The organism is Glutamicibacter halophytocola (assembly GCF_001302565.1).
Lineage (GTDB): Bacteria > Actinomycetota > Actinomycetes > Actinomycetales > Micrococcaceae > Glutamicibacter > Glutamicibacter halophytocola.
In genome coordinates, this window is record NZ_CP012750.1 from 2,498,257 (window position 1) to 2,513,430 (window position 15,174).

17 protein-coding genes are annotated in these 15,174 nt (G+C 57.4%); 6 read left to right on the forward strand and 11 right to left on the reverse strand.

Going from position 1 to position 15,174, the window contains the following annotated elements; genetic code table 11:
* The first annotated feature begins 599 nt into the window (after positions 1-599).
* The 4 genes from AOZ07_RS11490 (at position 600) to AOZ07_RS11505 (ending at position 4,609) form a co-directional block, all read left to right on the forward strand.
* Positions 600-1,685, forward strand: coding sequence for a cytochrome P450 (locus AOZ07_RS11490; protein WP_060702122.1), 1,086 nt, complete (start codon positions 600-602; stop codon positions 1,683-1,685).
* A 6-nt stretch (positions 1,686-1,691) separates the two neighbouring features.
* Positions 1,692-2,951 carry an MFS transporter gene (locus AOZ07_RS11495; RefSeq protein ID WP_060702123.1) on the forward strand — a complete coding sequence of 420 codons (1,260 nt, stop codon included), beginning with the start codon at positions 1,692-1,694 and terminating at the stop codon, positions 2,949-2,951.
* A gap of 318 nt (positions 2,952-3,269) precedes the next feature.
* Complete coding sequence (locus tag AOZ07_RS11500; protein WP_060702124.1) at positions 3,270-3,839, forward strand: recombinase family protein; 570 nt, start codon at positions 3,270-3,272, stop codon at positions 3,837-3,839.
* Positions 3,839-4,609, forward strand: coding sequence for a hypothetical protein (locus AOZ07_RS11505; RefSeq protein ID WP_060702125.1), 771 nt, complete (start codon positions 3,839-3,841; stop codon positions 4,607-4,609). The genes AOZ07_RS11500 and AOZ07_RS11505 overlap by 1 nt, the downstream gene beginning before the upstream one ends.
* A 163-nt stretch (positions 4,610-4,772) precedes the next feature.
* On the opposite strand, the gene AOZ07_RS11510 is transcribed toward AOZ07_RS11505, so the two are convergent.
* The 3 genes from AOZ07_RS11510 to AOZ07_RS11520 all read right to left on the reverse strand — a co-directional run bounded on the left by AOZ07_RS11510 (position 4,773) and on the right by AOZ07_RS11520 (position 6,124).
* Positions 4,773-5,006, reverse strand: coding sequence for a hypothetical protein (locus AOZ07_RS11510; protein ID WP_060702126.1), 234 nt, complete (start codon positions 5,004-5,006; stop codon positions 4,773-4,775).
* On the reverse strand, positions 5,003-5,716 hold the full coding sequence (locus tag AOZ07_RS11515) for a hypothetical protein (protein WP_060702127.1): 714 nt from the start codon (positions 5,714-5,716) through the stop codon (positions 5,003-5,005). Before AOZ07_RS11515 ends, AOZ07_RS11510 begins: the two co-directional genes overlap by 4 nt.
* Before the next feature lie 69 nt (positions 5,717-5,785).
* Entirely contained in the window at positions 5,786-6,124 is a 339-nt protein-coding gene (locus tag AOZ07_RS11520; protein WP_060702128.1) for a hypothetical protein, read from the reverse strand.
* A 218-nt stretch (positions 6,125-6,342) separates the two neighbouring features.
* On the opposite strand from AOZ07_RS11520, the gene AOZ07_RS11525 reads away from it, so the two are divergent.
* Positions 6,343-6,615 (forward strand): helix-turn-helix domain-containing protein, encoded by a 273-nt coding sequence (locus AOZ07_RS11525; RefSeq protein WP_060702129.1) that lies wholly within the window; start codon positions 6,343-6,345, stop codon positions 6,613-6,615.
* Positions 6,616-6,626: 11 nt separating this feature from the next.
* On the opposite strand, the gene AOZ07_RS11530 is transcribed toward AOZ07_RS11525, so the two are convergent.
* The 6 genes from AOZ07_RS11530 to AOZ07_RS11555 all read right to left on the reverse strand — a co-directional run bounded on the left by AOZ07_RS11530 (position 6,627) and on the right by AOZ07_RS11555 (position 12,812).
* Positions 6,627-7,154 carry an antirestriction protein ArdA gene (locus AOZ07_RS11530; RefSeq protein ID WP_060702130.1) on the reverse strand — a complete coding sequence of 176 codons (528 nt, stop codon included), beginning with the start codon at positions 7,152-7,154 and terminating at the stop codon, positions 6,627-6,629.
* Positions 7,155-7,364: 210 nt separating this feature from the next.
* Positions 7,365-7,796, reverse strand: a complete 432-nt coding sequence (locus AOZ07_RS11535; RefSeq protein ID WP_060702131.1) for a hypothetical protein — start codon at positions 7,794-7,796, stop codon at positions 7,365-7,367.
* A gap of 39 nt (positions 7,797-7,835) precedes the next feature.
* Positions 7,836-8,468: a hypothetical protein gene (locus AOZ07_RS11540; RefSeq protein ID WP_060702132.1), complete on the reverse strand. Its 633-nt coding sequence runs from the start codon at positions 8,466-8,468 to the stop codon at positions 7,836-7,838.
* Positions 8,469-8,750: 282 nt separating this feature from the next.
* A complete protein-coding gene (locus tag AOZ07_RS11545) occupies positions 8,751-9,911 on the reverse strand; it encodes a hypothetical protein (protein WP_060702133.1) in 1,161 nt (386 codons plus the stop codon).
* 85 nt (positions 9,912-9,996) lie between these two features.
* Entirely contained in the window at positions 9,997-10,746 is a 750-nt protein-coding gene (locus AOZ07_RS11550; RefSeq protein ID WP_060702134.1) for a YiiX/YebB-like N1pC/P60 family cysteine hydrolase, read from the reverse strand.
* Between the two features lie 536 nt (positions 10,747-11,282).
* Positions 11,283-12,812 (reverse strand): recombinase family protein, encoded by a 1,530-nt coding sequence (locus AOZ07_RS11555; protein WP_060703430.1) that lies wholly within the window; start codon positions 12,810-12,812, stop codon positions 11,283-11,285.
* An 88-nt stretch (positions 12,813-12,900) separates the two neighbouring features.
* On the opposite strand from AOZ07_RS11555, the gene AOZ07_RS11560 reads away from it, so the two are divergent.
* Positions 12,901-13,131 carry a hypothetical protein gene (locus tag AOZ07_RS11560; protein ID WP_060702135.1) on the forward strand — a complete coding sequence of 77 codons (231 nt, stop codon included), beginning with the start codon at positions 12,901-12,903 and terminating at the stop codon, positions 13,129-13,131.
* 275 nt (positions 13,132-13,406) lie between these two features.
* Here AOZ07_RS11560 and AOZ07_RS11565 read toward each other — a convergent pair whose 3' ends face one another.
* Together AOZ07_RS11565 and AOZ07_RS11570 are read right to left on the reverse strand one after the other, a co-directional pair.
* Positions 13,407-14,225 (reverse strand): TIGR02391 family protein, encoded by an 819-nt coding sequence (locus tag AOZ07_RS11565; RefSeq protein ID WP_060703431.1) that lies wholly within the window; start codon positions 14,223-14,225, stop codon positions 13,407-13,409.
* A gap of 4 nt (positions 14,226-14,229) precedes the next feature.
* A complete protein-coding gene (locus tag AOZ07_RS11570) occupies positions 14,230-15,174 on the reverse strand; it encodes a hypothetical protein (RefSeq protein ID WP_060702136.1) in 945 nt (314 codons plus the stop codon).

The window sequence follows — 15,174 nt, forward strand, 5'->3', positions numbered from 1 at the left end:
TAAGGTCTCAAACGTGTGGATGAACTGTCGGTTGAGGTTAACGTCAATCACAATTGAATTTTCAACTGAAATGGCGTGACGCGGTTCCTTAGATCTCTGTATGTCCAGAACGAATATTTGCGACACATCTTGGGCCGCCCGACCCTTCGGGAGCTCTGGCCGCTTTCAATCCGAGTACAAAGGCGATCGCAGAAAGCGTCTAGCCATCAACTTCCCCGGGAAGATTGTCCAGCCCATAGGCAACCACAAATGCTTGATTCCGGATTTAATCACTAGGCGGTTTCATTCCCGATTTAATGTAAAGCTATTTTTGAAAAAGTACTTGAACACTTAGCGCTTCTCGCATAGTGTGTTGTCAATCACACATGAGGGGGTGAATTAAGTGCAGATGATTCGTAAAATGAAGGCTCGTCTCCTCGGTGAGGAGCGCATTGTTTGCCTCGCATACTCGAAGCAGTACTCGTGGTAGAGAAGACCGGTGAGCGGGGAGAGCTCGATGCCTTTTGGCGGGTAGATCTCCCCGCTTTCCTTTAGCGGATCGTGGTGTCATTATGTCTAGAGAGCGAGCAACTTTCCCTCGGCAATCGCTATGGAAGCACATGGCGGGTTGGGATCAAAAGTACGAGAAGCTGTCATCGCCGATCAGACTAGATTCCGGAGCAATATTGGTGACTGAATCTGCGTTGATTCGACAAATATTGCACGATCAAGAAAATTATGTCGATGAGTCAGCTTTTCTTCGAACTAGGAATTTTTTCCCGCTACCTCATGAGCAGCGCATTAATGTCGTTCGGCAATTCATTCGAATCATGAGTCCTGCTACCGATCTCGTATCTGATTCTCTTAGTTCGTTCTTTGAAGCAAAAAGAACTTTGAAGATGCAGTCAGACGGTATTTGGATGATGTACGCCCTGTACAAAGACAAGATATGGGACCCTCAACGCTCTGCTGATTACGGTCAATATATTGAACATTACATAGCGCGCAAGACAATTCACGACGATGTCCAAGGCGGCTTTAGGCGCTTGCAAGGCCTCCAAAGGGAACAGTTAGATGTGAATTTGGGAAATCTACTGCGCGCAGACAGCTCGGGCCCTCACCACGATCTGGTGTCGGTAGTTAAAAACGTTCAGCTCGATTTGACGCCAGTTGAAAGTAGCGAGTTGCTTTTGCGACTGGTTCAGTCCCTGGTTGCGTTTACGGGTGTGGCATTCGAATTCTCCCTCTACTACCTTGCGTTGCATCCTCAATGGCTACAGTGGATTGACAGCGAAGAAAGAGCTAAAGCATTCGTTCTGGAGCTGCAACGTCTGTACCCTACAGCGTGGAGGCTGACGCGTACCGCAAAACAATCACATCATCTGGACGGGATCCAAGTAATTGAAGGAGATGACGTGATTCTGGGGCATAGCGTCGCGCATAAAAATTTTGAAGAATGGGGGCGCGAGAGCCAAGAGTTCCAGCCTGATCGTTGGATTGATCAGTCCCCCACACGGATTTTAACTTTTGGTAGCGGTCCCGGCGCGTGCCCAGGGAAGAACATCGCACTAAACATCCTTGCTAGATCGCTCCTTTGGGCGAGTGAGCACTTCGCCGAGCTAGACGTAGTACAGAAATCACGCTCGCCTTATGTACGATCAATTCTCGCTGCTCCAAGGCTTAGGCTCTCGATCCGCAAGAATTGAGTTTTCATGAGCAAGAAGAACAATCGACTAACACTGGCGAAGTTCTCGAACGCCGCCGACGCATTTTTCGTCCAATCCTTCGACCCTTGGACTGACATTATTGCCGTCTCAGTACTGGCCGCTAGTGCCTGGCAAATCGGTTTGCTCAATGCGCTGACAACGGCCTCATTCATGATTCTAGGTATTCCTATAGGGATCTTCGTAGACCGCTATGACGGCGTCCGCGTTCTCAAAACGGCATTGGTCACTAAGGTTCTATTGACGTCTGCTTTATTGCTCATGAGCGTTAGTGGATACCTGTCAATCTCACTATTGCTCGTTTTTGCAACGCTTATGGGAATCGCCACCGTTGCTACTGAAACGGCACAGGTGTCGACAGTTCCGTCGCTGTCTCAGAATGACAGCCAAATTGGTCGAGCAATCGCAACTATCGCAACTTGGGATCGGGTCGCCACACTTGCCGGGCCCGTGGCGGTCGCATTCGGCATAGTTTCCATCGGAGCAAATAAAGTACTGCTTGCCGTCATTGGGTTCTCAATCGTTGCAATGATCGGAGCGATGTTCATCAGGAAACCGCATCGAGTGCATCGCTCAGCTGAACCTGATTCACTGAAAAATGCGGAGTTACCTGCCAAGCAGTCGTTTTGGACTCAAGCCAAAGATGGTTGGACGGTTTTAGTGAACGATCGTCAGCTTGCGGGGATGACGTGGCTGTCTTGTTTTAGCAACGCAGGGTTGGCCCTCGGGGGTGCGGTTGAAGCCATACTCGTTATTCAGGTTCTTGACTTAGGAATCGGTTTCTTTGGAATATTAGGATCCATCGGGGCGCTATCGGGAATCGCAGCAGCATTCCTTGCTGACCAAATATCTAAGAGTGTTTCCGTCAGAAAGCTCTACCTCTGGGGAGGCTTGGGACAGGTTGTCTCGGCTGCAATGCCCCTTATTGCCTTTTGGGTGCCTTCCGCTGCAGTTGGACTGCTGATCGTCCACACCGCAGTTTGGGGCGTAATTCTTACAGTGACAAATGTTTCTGCAAGTATCTACGCAGCCGTTACAGTCGACCAATCATTGCTTGGTCGAATAGCTGCTCTTCGTCGATCACTAACAATGGCACTAGTCCCGATCGGCAGCATAGTTGGAGGTGTCTTGGGTAGTTCTTTTGGCATATGGCTCCCCTTGTTACTCTGGCCGATCTTCGTGCTTTTTGGCGTTCTATTGTACTCGTCGTTGGACCGTAGCGTCATCAAAGTCAATACCGAACAGTAGTCATTATCAATGATTTCGCTCCTGTCCATGCCAAGGGAGCACAGCAATTCTTATACGGGCGCAAGGTGCCGGCCACCAAGAATCTGCAATACCCTGCAACGGCTGGCGACATGCTGCAATTAATCGCCAAACGAACCAACAGTCTCACAGTTGCAGATTGGTGTAGCTCGCAAAGCGTTCAAAAAAGGGTCGATCAGACGAACACCTGAAGAGTGCCCGAGGAAACCTTGTTTCGTGGCTCAATTCGTTCAATAACTCGTTCAATAACAGGTACCATGGGGATTGGCAATTGAACACGTTTTATGAACGGAGCAAGCCATGGCACTGGTGGGATTGGTGCGAGTCAGCACGAAGGGTCAGGACACCGCGCGGCAACATGACGCACTGGACCCGATCTGCGTTAAGGTCTTCGAGGAAAAAGTAAGCGGTAGCTTGAAGGTCGAGAACCGGCCAGGCTTGTGCGCCACGATCGACTACATGCGCGAGGGCGACATGCTCGCCGTCCAGGAAGTTGATCGCCTCGGCCGAAACCTGATCGAGGGGCTGGTCGTGCTCACGGACTTGTTCGAACGCGGAATCGCAGTCAAGGTCATCGAGGGCATCGCCAAGGGCGAGCACACCGAGCGGAGCTTCGTCCTGGATATGGCCATGGCCCTCGCCGAGGACCGTCGCCGCGACATCGTGCGCAAGACCAAGAACGGGCTCGAAGCAGCGCGCAAGCGCGGCAGGGTCGGCGGCCGCCCGCGGGTGATCGACGACGACAAGCGCGCGGTCATCATCTCCCGGCGCGAGAGGGGCGAGTCGATTAGGGAGATCGCTTCGGCTGTCGGAATCTCAATCGGGACAGTGCATTCTGCTCTGGCCGTGGATGAGCAGGAAGCCAGCTGATGGCGCGGGACATAGGCGAGCAGATGATCCTCGCCGAGTGGCTCTTCGTCGAGACGATCGACGACCTCCGCTGCCGCATTGACGATCCGTCGTCTCGAACAAGGTACGAGTTGCTGGGAATCGCACCGCTCCTGAGGAAACTGCTGCTCGATGGCGCGCCGCTTCTAGAGACAGTGAGGGTCGCTAGGCCGGAGGTGCCTGTAGAGTTCCGCATCCGTCCCTGGACCGAACTGGAGGACAAGTTCGCAGACGAAGGACTGGAGCGCTACCTCGGCCTCGGGGATGCGCGGCTGATCGGCGACCCTGGCGATCACGCCATCACGAATCTGGAGGAGCTGAGAAGAACAGTGGTCGGCGTCGCCCAAGGCAAACATCTGACGTTCCGGAGCGTCGTCCGGTACTACGCCCACGTTGAAGGCGGAGTCCACTTCGGTACGGCGAAGGATCCTGGCGAATCTACGCTGAGCAGCATGGCCACAATGCTGCTAGGGCATTCCACTGGCCAGATCCAGACGCTTGCGCACCTCGGCCAAATTGCAGTTGACGCACTGGAGCCCATGCACCGTTCGATCCTTGCCAGGCCTACTATCCACACCTTGTTGCACCTAGAGGACGCTCGGGGCTTGTTTATGAATCACTGGACGACCGACTACTTCAAAGCATTGGACCGTTTCGGCAATGAACCAGAAGAGAAGCCAATTGAAGTTCCGCCCAATGCTGAGTCCCGAACGCACCATCCTGACTCAGGACCTTCGAAATACAGCTCCTGAGACCCTTGTTGTCGCGTGACACCGAAGGCATGCAGAACTCTCGCCAAGGAGATACTTGCGAATCGCCTGATCCCTTGGCCCCACGCGACCTCTTGACCATCGCGAGGACTGAGTTGGCAAAAGCAGAAGTCCACCTGCCCGAAGGCAGGTGGACTTCTGCTGGTTAGCCATCCTCGCTGAGGATCAGCGGCGTGAACCCACTCAGTGCCTCCGGTGACGCGCAGGCCATGCAAATGACCAGTCCGAGGTTCAGGCACTGCAGCAGCTCATCGCGGTCATGCCCTGTATTCCAGTCACCGGTGAGGTGATCCGGCCCCGGGATCGCACCGCAGTACGGCAGCAGATCCCCTGTCCGGTTGTAAAGGTGGTGGACGACGTCGCCAGTTACCGTGCTCATGCTGAATCTTCTTCCGTTGCGTGCGGGTTGGGTGTGTTGACTGCCTTGGAGAGCCTCGTTGGCATTGGTGCTGTGAACAGTTTCGCCAGGAGCGGCTCCAGTGCGCCGATGGCCTCTGCCGTCTGGTCGTCGGTGGGCTCACGGCCCAGCTCCTGCTTGAGTTCCTTGATCAGGTCGCTGAACTGGTGCAGAACGGGCTGCCGACCTTGAGACATCTCAAACGCCGCCTCGAAGCCGTGGACGTAGGCCAGTACGCTTTCGAACGTGGCGGGGCCGCCAACGAACGTGCTCGGCCTCATGACGAACTCGTGAGCCTGCTCCTCGGAAGCTGCTACGCCGCCGATGCCGTACGACGCGCTGCCCGCGTCCAGGTGCGAGTCGTCGACGCGCTCCGTGCATGCTTGGGCATCGAACACTGCTCGGCGCACATGCTCCGCTCTGTCGTCGATGTAGTGCTGGCACGCGGCGCGGCATCGCTCGGAGTCGCTGATCTGGAGGATCGACCAGATCTTGCCCTGGCTGATACGGATGTCCCGGGAGAACCCCTGCCACGTGCTCACCTCGATGACGATCTCATCGCGACCTGCATCCGTCTTGCGCAAGGACAGGTTCATCTGCGCAGGGTCCTCCTGTGGGATCGGCCTGCTCGCCGCGCGCATGGCCGCGTGGCCGATGTTGGTCGCGTTGATGGTGAAGAACTCGCCGATCATCTGTCCTCCTCGAAGGGATCAATCTTGCCGCTTGCGGCCCAGATCTGAATCGCTCACCCCTCGGGCCTGTCACCAGCGGAGATCGTTCAGCTTGGGAGGCGTGTTCCGGGTAGTTGGCGAGTCCTGCCCCGGGCCCACCTCCCAGACGAGGTTGGCCCAGCCGGATTCGGATGCGAATGCGACCAGGCGGTCTTGGGTGCGCCTTGCAAGGATGCGCTGCAGATCTTTGACCTCGCAATGGACATGTTCGAGCTTCTGCTCGGTGACCCTGCTGTACGTGACCAGAAAGACGTCGTCCATGCGGTCCATGCTCTCGACCTTCCAGCCTTGCTCGGCCATCTGGTTGAGGTTGCCATCGAACTTGCCCTTGTCGGCCCGGTACTTCACTTGCTTGTACTCGTACTTCATCCGTAAAAGGACCTCAGCTTTCTTCCGAGCAGGGCGCGTGGAAGCTCGCTATTGCAGCAGCACTGAGATCGCTCTCGTTGATCGAATGCGTTCGCTTCCCCTGTGATCATGTCGTGCTGCGCAACGAGCCAAGTTTAGTTGGTCTATGAGTCAAACCTATCAAACTTAGGCGCGTTTAGGTTACTGTGCAATGAACGCGCCTGCGGGAACGTGGAAGCATGCCTGCCCCAGTACCCGACATCCATGCCCTTGGCATCGAGATCGCACGCGCCCGACGGGAGCAGGGCATGTCGATCGACCGCCTCGCCGAAGCTGCTGGAGTGCATCGGAAATCGATCATCCAAATCGAGGCCGGCCGCGTCGCCGCAAAGATCAGCACGCTCCACGGGATCGCCCATGCGCTGGGCGTGCCTCTGACAGATCTGGTGGCCGTCGTCTGCGCACGTCATCCGAAGTCGATCCACGTGAAGACGAGACTCGTTGAGCGCTGATCGCAGCCTGGTCACACCGATCTGAAGACGAACACCCCGCCGCCTGGCGCACTGGCCGTCGAGTGCTCTTGCTCAAGGTCGCGGGCCCAGGCCTGCCAGTTGAAGTACCGGCGTACTTCTTCGTTCACTCCATCAAGCAAGGCGATGCCATCAACCAGCTCCCTGGCGTAGTCGTCGAACGAGTCCCAGCGCCCCGCGTACTGGTCTTGGAATGCTTCGAGACCTCCGTCCTCGGAACTGTTCTCGCCGGAGTGCTCCCAAGCGCAGAACGCAGACCAGAGATCGTTGCCCAGGCGCTCGTACGCCTCGGCCCACGGAACCACATCAAGGGGCGAGCACTCGCCTTCGATGGGCAGGTTCTCTTGGTCAAAGACCCATAGTTCCTCGTGGTCGCCTACGGGGCGGCGCACTGCGTCATGCAGGCCCTGAATCGTAACTGCCGTTGCCTCGTCCAAGTCGTACCACTCGCCTATTAGGCGACCCTCGTTGTAGCAAGCCAGGCAGCCGATCCAGACGCTGGGCTTGTTCTCTTCAGGCATGATGCCGTCCTCTCCAGGAAGGGTTTCAGTCGATCGAGGAGGATCCCGGAGCCGATGGCTCGGCTCGGAAGATTGAGTTAAAAAGCAAGACCTCCTGCCGCCCCAAAGAGCAGCAGGAGGTCTGACAGGCAGAGCTATCTATCAACCGGCGTGGCACTCCCCATCCACGGTCTCGACAGTCCGTGAGAGCGCGACCTTCCGGCCCATCGGTCAGCTGCAGGCCGCGTCGAAGGCCTCGTTCTCGGGCATGGCCTTCCAGGGCTGGTTCTTGAGCTGGATGGAGCTGCCGTCGGCCGCGAAGACGACGTTGTCGGTGCCGGACTCGCTCTCGGTCCAGATGATCTGGTTGCCATCGACGCTCAGCGATCCGCGCCATCCGCCGTCCTTGTAGAGGGACGCGGTGTCACCATCACATTTGAAGCTGTAGACCGCGACAGAGCTTCCGTCGATCACGAGCTGGCGATCGGGGACGTCGCCGGTGCCGTGCATGTTCATCTGGTAGAAGACCTGGGTCTGGGGTTCCTCGGCTTGGGCATCGCTGCCGGAACCGCCGCAACCAGTCAGAACCATCAGTGTTCCGAAGGCCAGCGCCGAGAAGCCAACGGACTTCTTCTTCGTGGATCGTCCAAGGTCAAGTTTCATGCGTGGATTGCCCACTTTCGATAGGGAGCCAGTGGTCGATTACGCAGCCAGCGACGAATCAGTGGCCGATTTGCGCAACCCCAAGAGAGCGAGGATCGAAGCAACGAGGATGACGGTGGACAACATGGACAACAGGACTGCGCCGGCACCCACGGATCCGTATCCATCCGAGATGATCGCCATGTTCCCGAAGCCATCGATGCATCCGATCAAACCCCCTATGCCGCCGATTGTTCCGGCGAGAATGCAGGAGCGCTTGGTCTTGCTGGCCAGGAAGTAGATCGACGAGGCAATAACCAGCAAGAAGGCCACTATCAGGAAGATGCCTTCTCCTCGACTCTCGCTTCGGGAGAAGAAGTTCAGAGACCGTCCATAGCCGGTGACCATGGGCAAGAACAGGCTGAAGATTCCGAGGAACCCGGTAACTGGCAGCGCGAAGGGTGCCCAGCTCACCCATCCTTGGACACCTGGCTTCTGGCCGTCCTTCTGCTCGGCGAGCGCCTGCTTGACGGTACGAGCTGTGCGCCGAGTTGCAGGGGCCACATGGCCCTCGAACATCGCTTTCGCCCCGTGCGCGATCTGCTTCGCGCCATCCGACATCTGCCTAATCGACTGGTCCTTTGCCGAAGGATTCGCTTCCGGCGGAGTCGACAGATTGTCCTGCTCGCTCATAACCCCAAATTTCATTTCGGTTGATGTACGAGCCAAACATATCTTAAATAGTAACCTTTACGCCACTGTGCAATTCATGAAAATGCAATAAAGAGGCGGCCTCCTAGCGGGAAACTTGCGTGTGGCGCATCACTACGGATACAACGTCTCGATTCGCAACCACCTAGCGCATGAGTCCAGGAACCAATCTATTCACAGACCCAAGACCTTGAACCTCAAGCCTGCGGGCGCGCCAGATCGCGCCCACTCGACCTTCCATCGATCCCTACGCTGAGAAGCTGGTTACGGCTTTAGCGCGAAACCCCTAAGGAACAATCCCCCGTGCACGTCCGCAACGTCGTCGTCGATTGTCGTGCGGCCCAGCTCCTGCCCGGTCCGGCGGTCATAACGGACAATCTCGTACTTCCCGTCGTCGTAGGGCTCAACCAACTGAACGACCTCGTCCCCGTGGAAGATGGCCCTGGACCTCACGGAGTCATCGGTATAGCCGGCCACCTCGAATTTCTTCTTAGTAGCGCCAGTTGTGAGGTCCGTGGACATGATCGAGTTGCCCACGCCGAACCATTCCAGCTTGCCATCTCGGATGGACTCGGCGGTCATTTGCGGATATCCAGCGTCTTCGTGGCTCATCAACGGCTTGCCAAGCACGTCAGCGCGCATGGGGACTTCCGTGTACTTGCCAGTGTCGGTGTCCCAGATCGAAAGGACAGGTTTCATGGGGTCTTCGAGCCCGCCTCCGACCGAGTCGGAGATATAGTAGACCTTTCCGTCCACGCACGGCGCGTCCGGAACGATCGCATTGTCACGGGCTTTCTCGTTCAGACCGACTTGTTTCTCCTTGCCGTCTGGCGTACCTGTGATCTGGTTGAACATGACCGGTTCGGTCTCAGGATCCCCTGTCTTCGAGTAGCGACCCGTCGCGCGCCCAGCGCCGAAGATCTTTCCCCCGCAATTGGCAGTGACGTAGTACCCGCCCTCGACCTCGTTCAGGGAGCTCTCACCACCGGTGGTTGTCACGATTTGAGTGCCGTAGCCGCCCTCATCAGAGAACCCGAAGTTGTAGATGCCAACCACCGACTCGGGGCCGGTAGCCAGCATGGCGTACTGGCTATCAGTCTTCTCGCTCGGAATGCTCTGGAGGCCGCTCTGATCAAGGAGGTAATCGTTTCTCATGTCACTGAAGACCAAGGCTTTCTCAGTCCAGGCCATTGCCCCGTAATCCATCCCCAATGTGGGGATTGCTGACAATGAACCATCAGCGTCGACTAGAACGACCTTCCCGTATTGGTTCTCCTGGTCGAGCTCCGTGCTGGGCGCACTGAAGTACAGGGCATACTCCGCGTCTCCGATGCTCTCAGGTACCGAAAGAGCGGCCTGTGTCGTGCCGCTGCAAGCTGTGAGGACCACGGGAAGTGCGCCCAGCGCAATAAGCGCATGTTTCATACGTCGCATGTTCATATTTCCGATCTACTGAGTTCAGGCCGGCCCAATTAAATGGGTCGGCCTGAACGAGCTACGTCAATGGAAGCTAAAGAGTCTTGTAAGTGGTGGTTTTGGAGGAATCCTTGATGTTGTACGGATAAACACCTGGTCCGCCGTTGCCATCTAGATCAATGCCCGTTGCGGCCTTGTATGCAGCCCACACCAATTGCGAGCAATTCATCTTGGAACCAGTGGTGGACTTGTTGAATGCGAAATTCGTGTTGTAGTCCTTGCCGCGCAATTTGTTGTAGGCGTGGTTGGCAGCCTTGCCTCTCTGCGTAGAAGTCGTCTTAATGTATTGCTTCACCGCTCCTCTGGCGACCTTGTAGTTGCTCGCTCCGATGGAGCGGCTACGCTTTTTCGTACCCGGGGCTTCTACGATGGTGCCGGTCGTGTAGTAGATGCCCGTGTGGCCATGCTGCACAAAGCCTGTGGCTGCCGGCGACACAAAGATGTCGCCTTTGCGCGATGCGCTCTTCAGATAGACACCAGAGCTGCTTCCCCCGCCTTTGCTTGCGGCAGATGCCAGTCCGTCCGTACCGCCTGCGCTGGCTGCGTCCTTTGCCGACTCCTTGCTCTCCGAGAGAGCGCGTTGGATCGCTTGATCCAAGCTTATTTTCTCGCTCTTGGCGTAGTCACTGAGCGAGGACTTCAACTCGGAAGTCGAGATACCGGGATTCAGCTTGGACAGCTGGTTGAGAGCATCTGGGCCAGTTGCTGCTGTTGCGGGCAAGGCAGATCCGATCACGAGCAGACCTGAGATAGCGAGACCCGACAAGGCATAGAGTTTCTTCATGGTTGCACCTCCAGTGCAAGTTTGTAAGGAAAATGGAGCCTGCCGAGCGCGCAAAATGACAAGGAAATGGCATGAGCGGCAAAGCGAGGCATACGGCGCAATTAGCGCTCCGACAAGCAATTCAAGAGAAGAATGGCCCAACCATCAACTGGGAAACCCGTTGAATAATCCTGAGAATAGAATTAAAAGGCGTCGGGAGCCAAGAAACCCAAGAAGTTCTCGACATATTGAGTATGTTGTCCGTAACAATTGAATTACTGCTTCTGATTAGGCATTGCTTTATAGCGACATTCGATTTGCACTTCAAGGTTTCTCGCACGCTTTTGCCATGACAGCACTTATCAGAATGGACCCTCATATTTTTTTCGAATCAGCGATCACATTCTCCAGCCGATTCAACTTCCGCCTATATAGCCTTTAGCCGCCCGATTGAGTTCCGTCTCGATAGCTAACAAGACTCCATAGTCGAGCGTTACCACTGCAATACGTCAGCCACGGGTGCAGCGGCAACTGCCGTGCCCCGAGACTCCTGATTCTCAGCGATCCGCAGCAGTGCCCGGCACTGCTCTGGGAGTGATCTCCACCGTTGTGGGATCGAAGGTCTTCTTGCCCCGCGGATGCGGATGCAGCTTCACCGTCATGAAGAAGTCGATGACCCGGCGCTTGATCATCAGATCGGCATCGTCGAACGCCTTCACTGGGCTCTTGGCATCCAGTACTCCCCCGAGATCCGTGGTGATCGTCAAGTTGCGGCGCTCCTTCTCCAGCGCAGCGATCTTGGTGAGCTCTCTGTCCCTGGTGCGCTTGAGATCGTGGCCCTCGATCAGCTCGTTGTCGTAGTCATTCTGGGCACGCTTGATTCTACCCTCATGGATGCCGATTTCAGCCCTGATCGCCTGGAGCCGAGGTTCATCAAGGCTCGGGATCGTGTCGACCAGGTCAGGACGACCCAGTCGCTCGCGGACGACAGCCAAAACGAACTGGTCGATCTGCTCCCTTGAACGCATGATGTGGCCCTCGCAGCGGTAGCGCTGGCTGTGGGCCTTGACCGGCTTCTCGCAGATGCCGCAGAGGAAGAGACCCGAGCCGATGTGCTTGCGAGCAGTCGAGCCGGTTCGGTTGGTGACCCTCTCGGGCGCATTCAGGCGCTCTTGGACCGTCCACCACACATCGGGCTCAACGATGGGGGTCCACTGCCCTGCAATGGGATCCCCGTCCTCGTCGCGCACGATCTGGGCGTACCAGGTCCTGCGCTTGTTCTCGGCGCGAGCATTGCGATCGGTGTATACCGAGTAGCCGGCGTAGCGGGGATTGCGCAGGATGCCGAGCACCGTCGAAGAGTCCCATGGGCCATCGGATGGCACGGGTGCCGGATCCTCGCCGTTAGCTGTCCTGCGCACGTTGCGCTCGATCGCCAGCGTCCTGTTGCGCTTGGGCAGGTGCGGCAGCGAGGCCGGGATGTAGTCGGCTTCGAGGCCGGACAGCCCCTTGGCGATCGACGCGATAGAAGGCCCATCACTGATGGCGAACAGGCGGAAGATCTCATGGACCGCTGCTGCCTCGTCCTCGATCAGATCGCCGTTGGTGGCATACCCCAGTGGGCGCACGCCCTTGGGAGCACGGCCCTGCATGGCCCGCTGCAGCTGCGCCCGCGACTGGCGCTCGGCCTTGCGCCGCACTTCGAAGCGGGCAATGGCAGCCAGCATCGTCGCGCGGAACTCTCCATCGGCGGTCGACAGGTCGATGTCGCCACTGACCGTCACCGCCATGAGGTTGTGCTCAATGAGCACGAGCAAGTCCTGGAGACTGCGCAGGAGGCGGTCCAAGTCAACACCGATGACGGTGTCGATCTTGCCGGCATCGGCGTCGGCGAGCATCCGCGCCCAGTTCGAGCCCGGACCGCGGCTCTTGGATGCGGAGAGGCCATCGTCGACGTACTCGTCCACGATGACCCAGCCACGCTCGTTCGCCAGCTTCCTGATGCGCGGCAGCTGCCGGTCGATGCCATCAGGGTCGGCTTTGGACTGGCGGGCGTACAGAGCTGCGCGGCGGGGTTCAGAAGTCACGTACACGAGCTTAACTCGAGATGATTCATATCGTGGGTATGCCAAGCTGCCAGCTATACCCTGACTAGCGCGTGCGTTAGGTTGGAAGATGGAACTGCTTGACGATGGTACTACTGTCGGCGATTTCAACCTCTGCCACAAACGGGCCGCGGAGACACGGATACGGCATGGTCGCCCCGGCACCCGCCATGACTACCTCTTCAATGACGAACTCGGCGCAGTGGTTCGGTTCCATGCGGGACGACTTCTTGCCGTCGGTCGTCGTGACAAGAACGCGGAGGCGTTCGTGGTGCTTTCCCCGGTTGGCCAGATGGACTGATTTTGATGGTGAACCCCCGGTCCCGACTCTCGACCGCAATGACCAGACGATGTCCGTCAACGACGCGGTGCTCCTCCTGCCGGTATTCCGCCCTCTCGTGCCGCAGCTCGACCTGCGCGGTAGGGCGCAAGACATTCGCAACCTTCGGTGCCACGTTTATCAACGGCGCGATCAGCGCGATCGGTTCCACGGACTAACCATGCACCCGCAGCGGCTACTTCGTGTTGCCAGATGCAGAGGTTGCTCTACGCCGGAACTCCGCGCTGTTCTGTGCGCTAATCATGATTTGACATCGCATTGTCTAGACGACGATGGACCATGGACACCATGGTCAATACCTCGAGGACCTCCTCCTCGCCGATCGACCGACGCAACCGGGGATCATGCGCAGTTGGATTTCGGTAGAGCCCATTCAACCCCTTGAGGAGATTCGCAAGCCCTGTTTGCTCATCTCGCTCGGTTTGCGTCTGCAGAGAGTTGATAGCCAGCAGCGGAACACCGGACTTGCCGAGTGAGAGGACAGCATCTACAAGCCCCGCTCCGTCTCCAGATAAGCCAGAAAGACTCCGAAGCTTGTCGAAGATGCTCTTGGTGGCTTCGAGACAGGCATGGAAATGCGCCTTCTTCAGGATCTCGACCGAGCAGTATTTGAGCACTTCAGGATGGCACCTACGGCGATCCAACTCATCACGGATCGAAGTCGCCACCCTGCTCGCCTCGTCAAGAGTATGTGCGACAGCCCCGGTCGCCACCTTGCCGTCGTCGTTCACATGGAGCCCGACGAACGCCAAGCGTTCATTGAGACGATCCTGGCGGAGCGTGAAGAGGTCCGGCCGATCGCGATAGCGAACCGGCTCCATCGCCGCGACGATAAACGTGATGACGCGTTTGGCGCTCTGGTAGCGATTCTGCGCAGCGACGAACGACTCCGCTAGTCTGTCGCGCTTCGTCGCGGTGGGCAGCGGGTCCTCCATCCGAAGGCGGACCAGCAAATCACCGATCTCGCGACCAGTGAGTCCATCGGCAGTGTCCGCGAGAACCGCGGCAATCTCCTTGAGGGTCGAGTACGACCACGCAGTCGGCAGGTAGCTCATCAGGTCAAGCGACTGAGGCCGCAACCCCATCTCGGTCTTTCAAAATGTCAGACACGAACGCGGGCGGGGCCGCTGGCACCAGGAGGGAGGACAATGTTCTATTCGCTTGGCGACCGTAGGAATACCGGTATTTATTAGCCTCAATGGCGATTTTCCACCAAAGAAGTTCCCCAACAGACATCTCCGTCTTCGGACGCAGCACTGCGACATGGTAACCGGTGAGGTACGGTTCGCTGTGGAAGAACGTAGCGAGCGGAGTTGCTCCCAGCGCTACCGAGAGCGTCTGCGCTGGAGCCGGAGTTATTCCCTCAGGTATGAGGACGCGGCTGGCGATGCCGTTATCTTTCGTCTTGCGACTCACGAAGTTGACTCCCCTGGGCGCTTCGACCTGTACGAGTCGACTCAACGACAGCGCGTGGCCATACTCGATATCGAAGTGCGCCGTAATAGGTACCAGGTCGTCATAGGAACCAGGGTAGATCCCGGTCACCAGTCCAAAGTTTGATACGTCGGCCCAGGCGAGTGACGGAATCGGAGTTTCGTGGACCCAGTTCGGCACTTCGCTCGGAACGATAAGCGATCCCAGGGTTCTGTTCGCCTGGCGACCGTACGAGAACCGATACTTGTTCTGCCAGATGCATCGGCACCACCAGAGTTTCTCCGCAAGGGACATCGTCGGGTCCTTGGGCGTCAGGATCATCACGTCCCGACCGCAGACGAATGGCTCTGGCTGCACGAAGGACGAAAGAACACCGTTGCCGCCTAGGGCGACCGTGATCGCGCCCGTCGGCCCCGGGTCCGCAGTGGTGCTCACACGGGCAGTGACACCATTGTTACGCATTGCCCTTGAGACGAAGTTGACGCCCCGGGGTGGAGCGACCTGTTTCAGTGCGTTCAGTTCAAGCGATTGACCGTAGCGGAGGTCGAAGAGGTCATCCAGCCGCTGCAT

What these genes read in the sequence shown, in the direction of transcription:
- AOZ07_RS11550 (WP_060702134.1), bottom strand. Translation starts at nt 10,746, where the DNA reads ATGAAGAAACTCTATGCCTTGTCGGGTCTCGCTATCTCAGGTCTGCTC.
- AOZ07_RS11505 (WP_060702125.1), top strand. Translation starts at nt 3,839, where the DNA reads ATGGCGCGGGACATAGGCGAGCAGATGATCCTCGCCGAGTGGCTCTTC.
- AOZ07_RS11530 (WP_060702130.1), bottom strand. Translation starts at nt 7,154, where the DNA reads ATGCCTGAAGAGAACAAGCCCAGCGTCTGGATCGGCTGCCTGGCTTGC.
- AOZ07_RS11560 (WP_060702135.1), top strand. Translation starts at nt 12,901, where the DNA reads ATGGAACTGCTTGACGATGGTACTACTGTCGGCGATTTCAACCTCTGC.
- AOZ07_RS11500 (WP_060702124.1), top strand. Translation starts at nt 3,270, where the DNA reads ATGGCACTGGTGGGATTGGTGCGAGTCAGCACGAAGGGTCAGGACACC.
- AOZ07_RS11490 (WP_060702122.1), top strand. Translation starts at nt 600, where the DNA reads ATGGCGGGTTGGGATCAAAAGTACGAGAAGCTGTCATCGCCGATCAGA.
- AOZ07_RS11525 (WP_060702129.1), top strand. Translation starts at nt 6,343, where the DNA reads ATGCCTGCCCCAGTACCCGACATCCATGCCCTTGGCATCGAGATCGCA.
- AOZ07_RS11535 (WP_060702131.1), bottom strand. Translation starts at nt 7,796, where the DNA reads ATGAAACTTGACCTTGGACGATCCACGAAGAAGAAGTCCGTTGGCTTC.
- AOZ07_RS11520 (WP_060702128.1), bottom strand. Translation starts at nt 6,124, where the DNA reads ATGAAGTACGAGTACAAGCAAGTGAAGTACCGGGCCGACAAGGGCAAG.
- AOZ07_RS11545 (WP_060702133.1), bottom strand. Translation starts at nt 9,911, where the DNA reads ATGAAACATGCGCTTATTGCGCTGGGCGCACTTCCCGTGGTCCTCACA.
- AOZ07_RS11570 (WP_060702136.1), bottom strand. Translation starts at nt 15,174, where the DNA reads ATGCAGCGGCTGGATGACCTCTTCGACCTCCGCTACGGTCAATCGCTT.
- AOZ07_RS11495 (WP_060702123.1), top strand. Translation starts at nt 1,692, where the DNA reads ATGAGCAAGAAGAACAATCGACTAACACTGGCGAAGTTCTCGAACGCC.
- AOZ07_RS11565 (WP_060703431.1), bottom strand. Translation starts at nt 14,225, where the DNA reads ATGAGCTACCTGCCGACTGCGTGGTCGTACTCGACCCTCAAGGAGATT.
- AOZ07_RS11540 (WP_060702132.1), bottom strand. Translation starts at nt 8,468, where the DNA reads ATGAGCGAGCAGGACAATCTGTCGACTCCGCCGGAAGCGAATCCTTCG.
- AOZ07_RS11515 (WP_060702127.1), bottom strand. Translation starts at nt 5,716, where the DNA reads ATGATCGGCGAGTTCTTCACCATCAACGCGACCAACATCGGCCACGCG.
- AOZ07_RS11510 (WP_060702126.1), bottom strand. Translation starts at nt 5,006, where the DNA reads ATGAGCACGGTAACTGGCGACGTCGTCCACCACCTTTACAACCGGACA.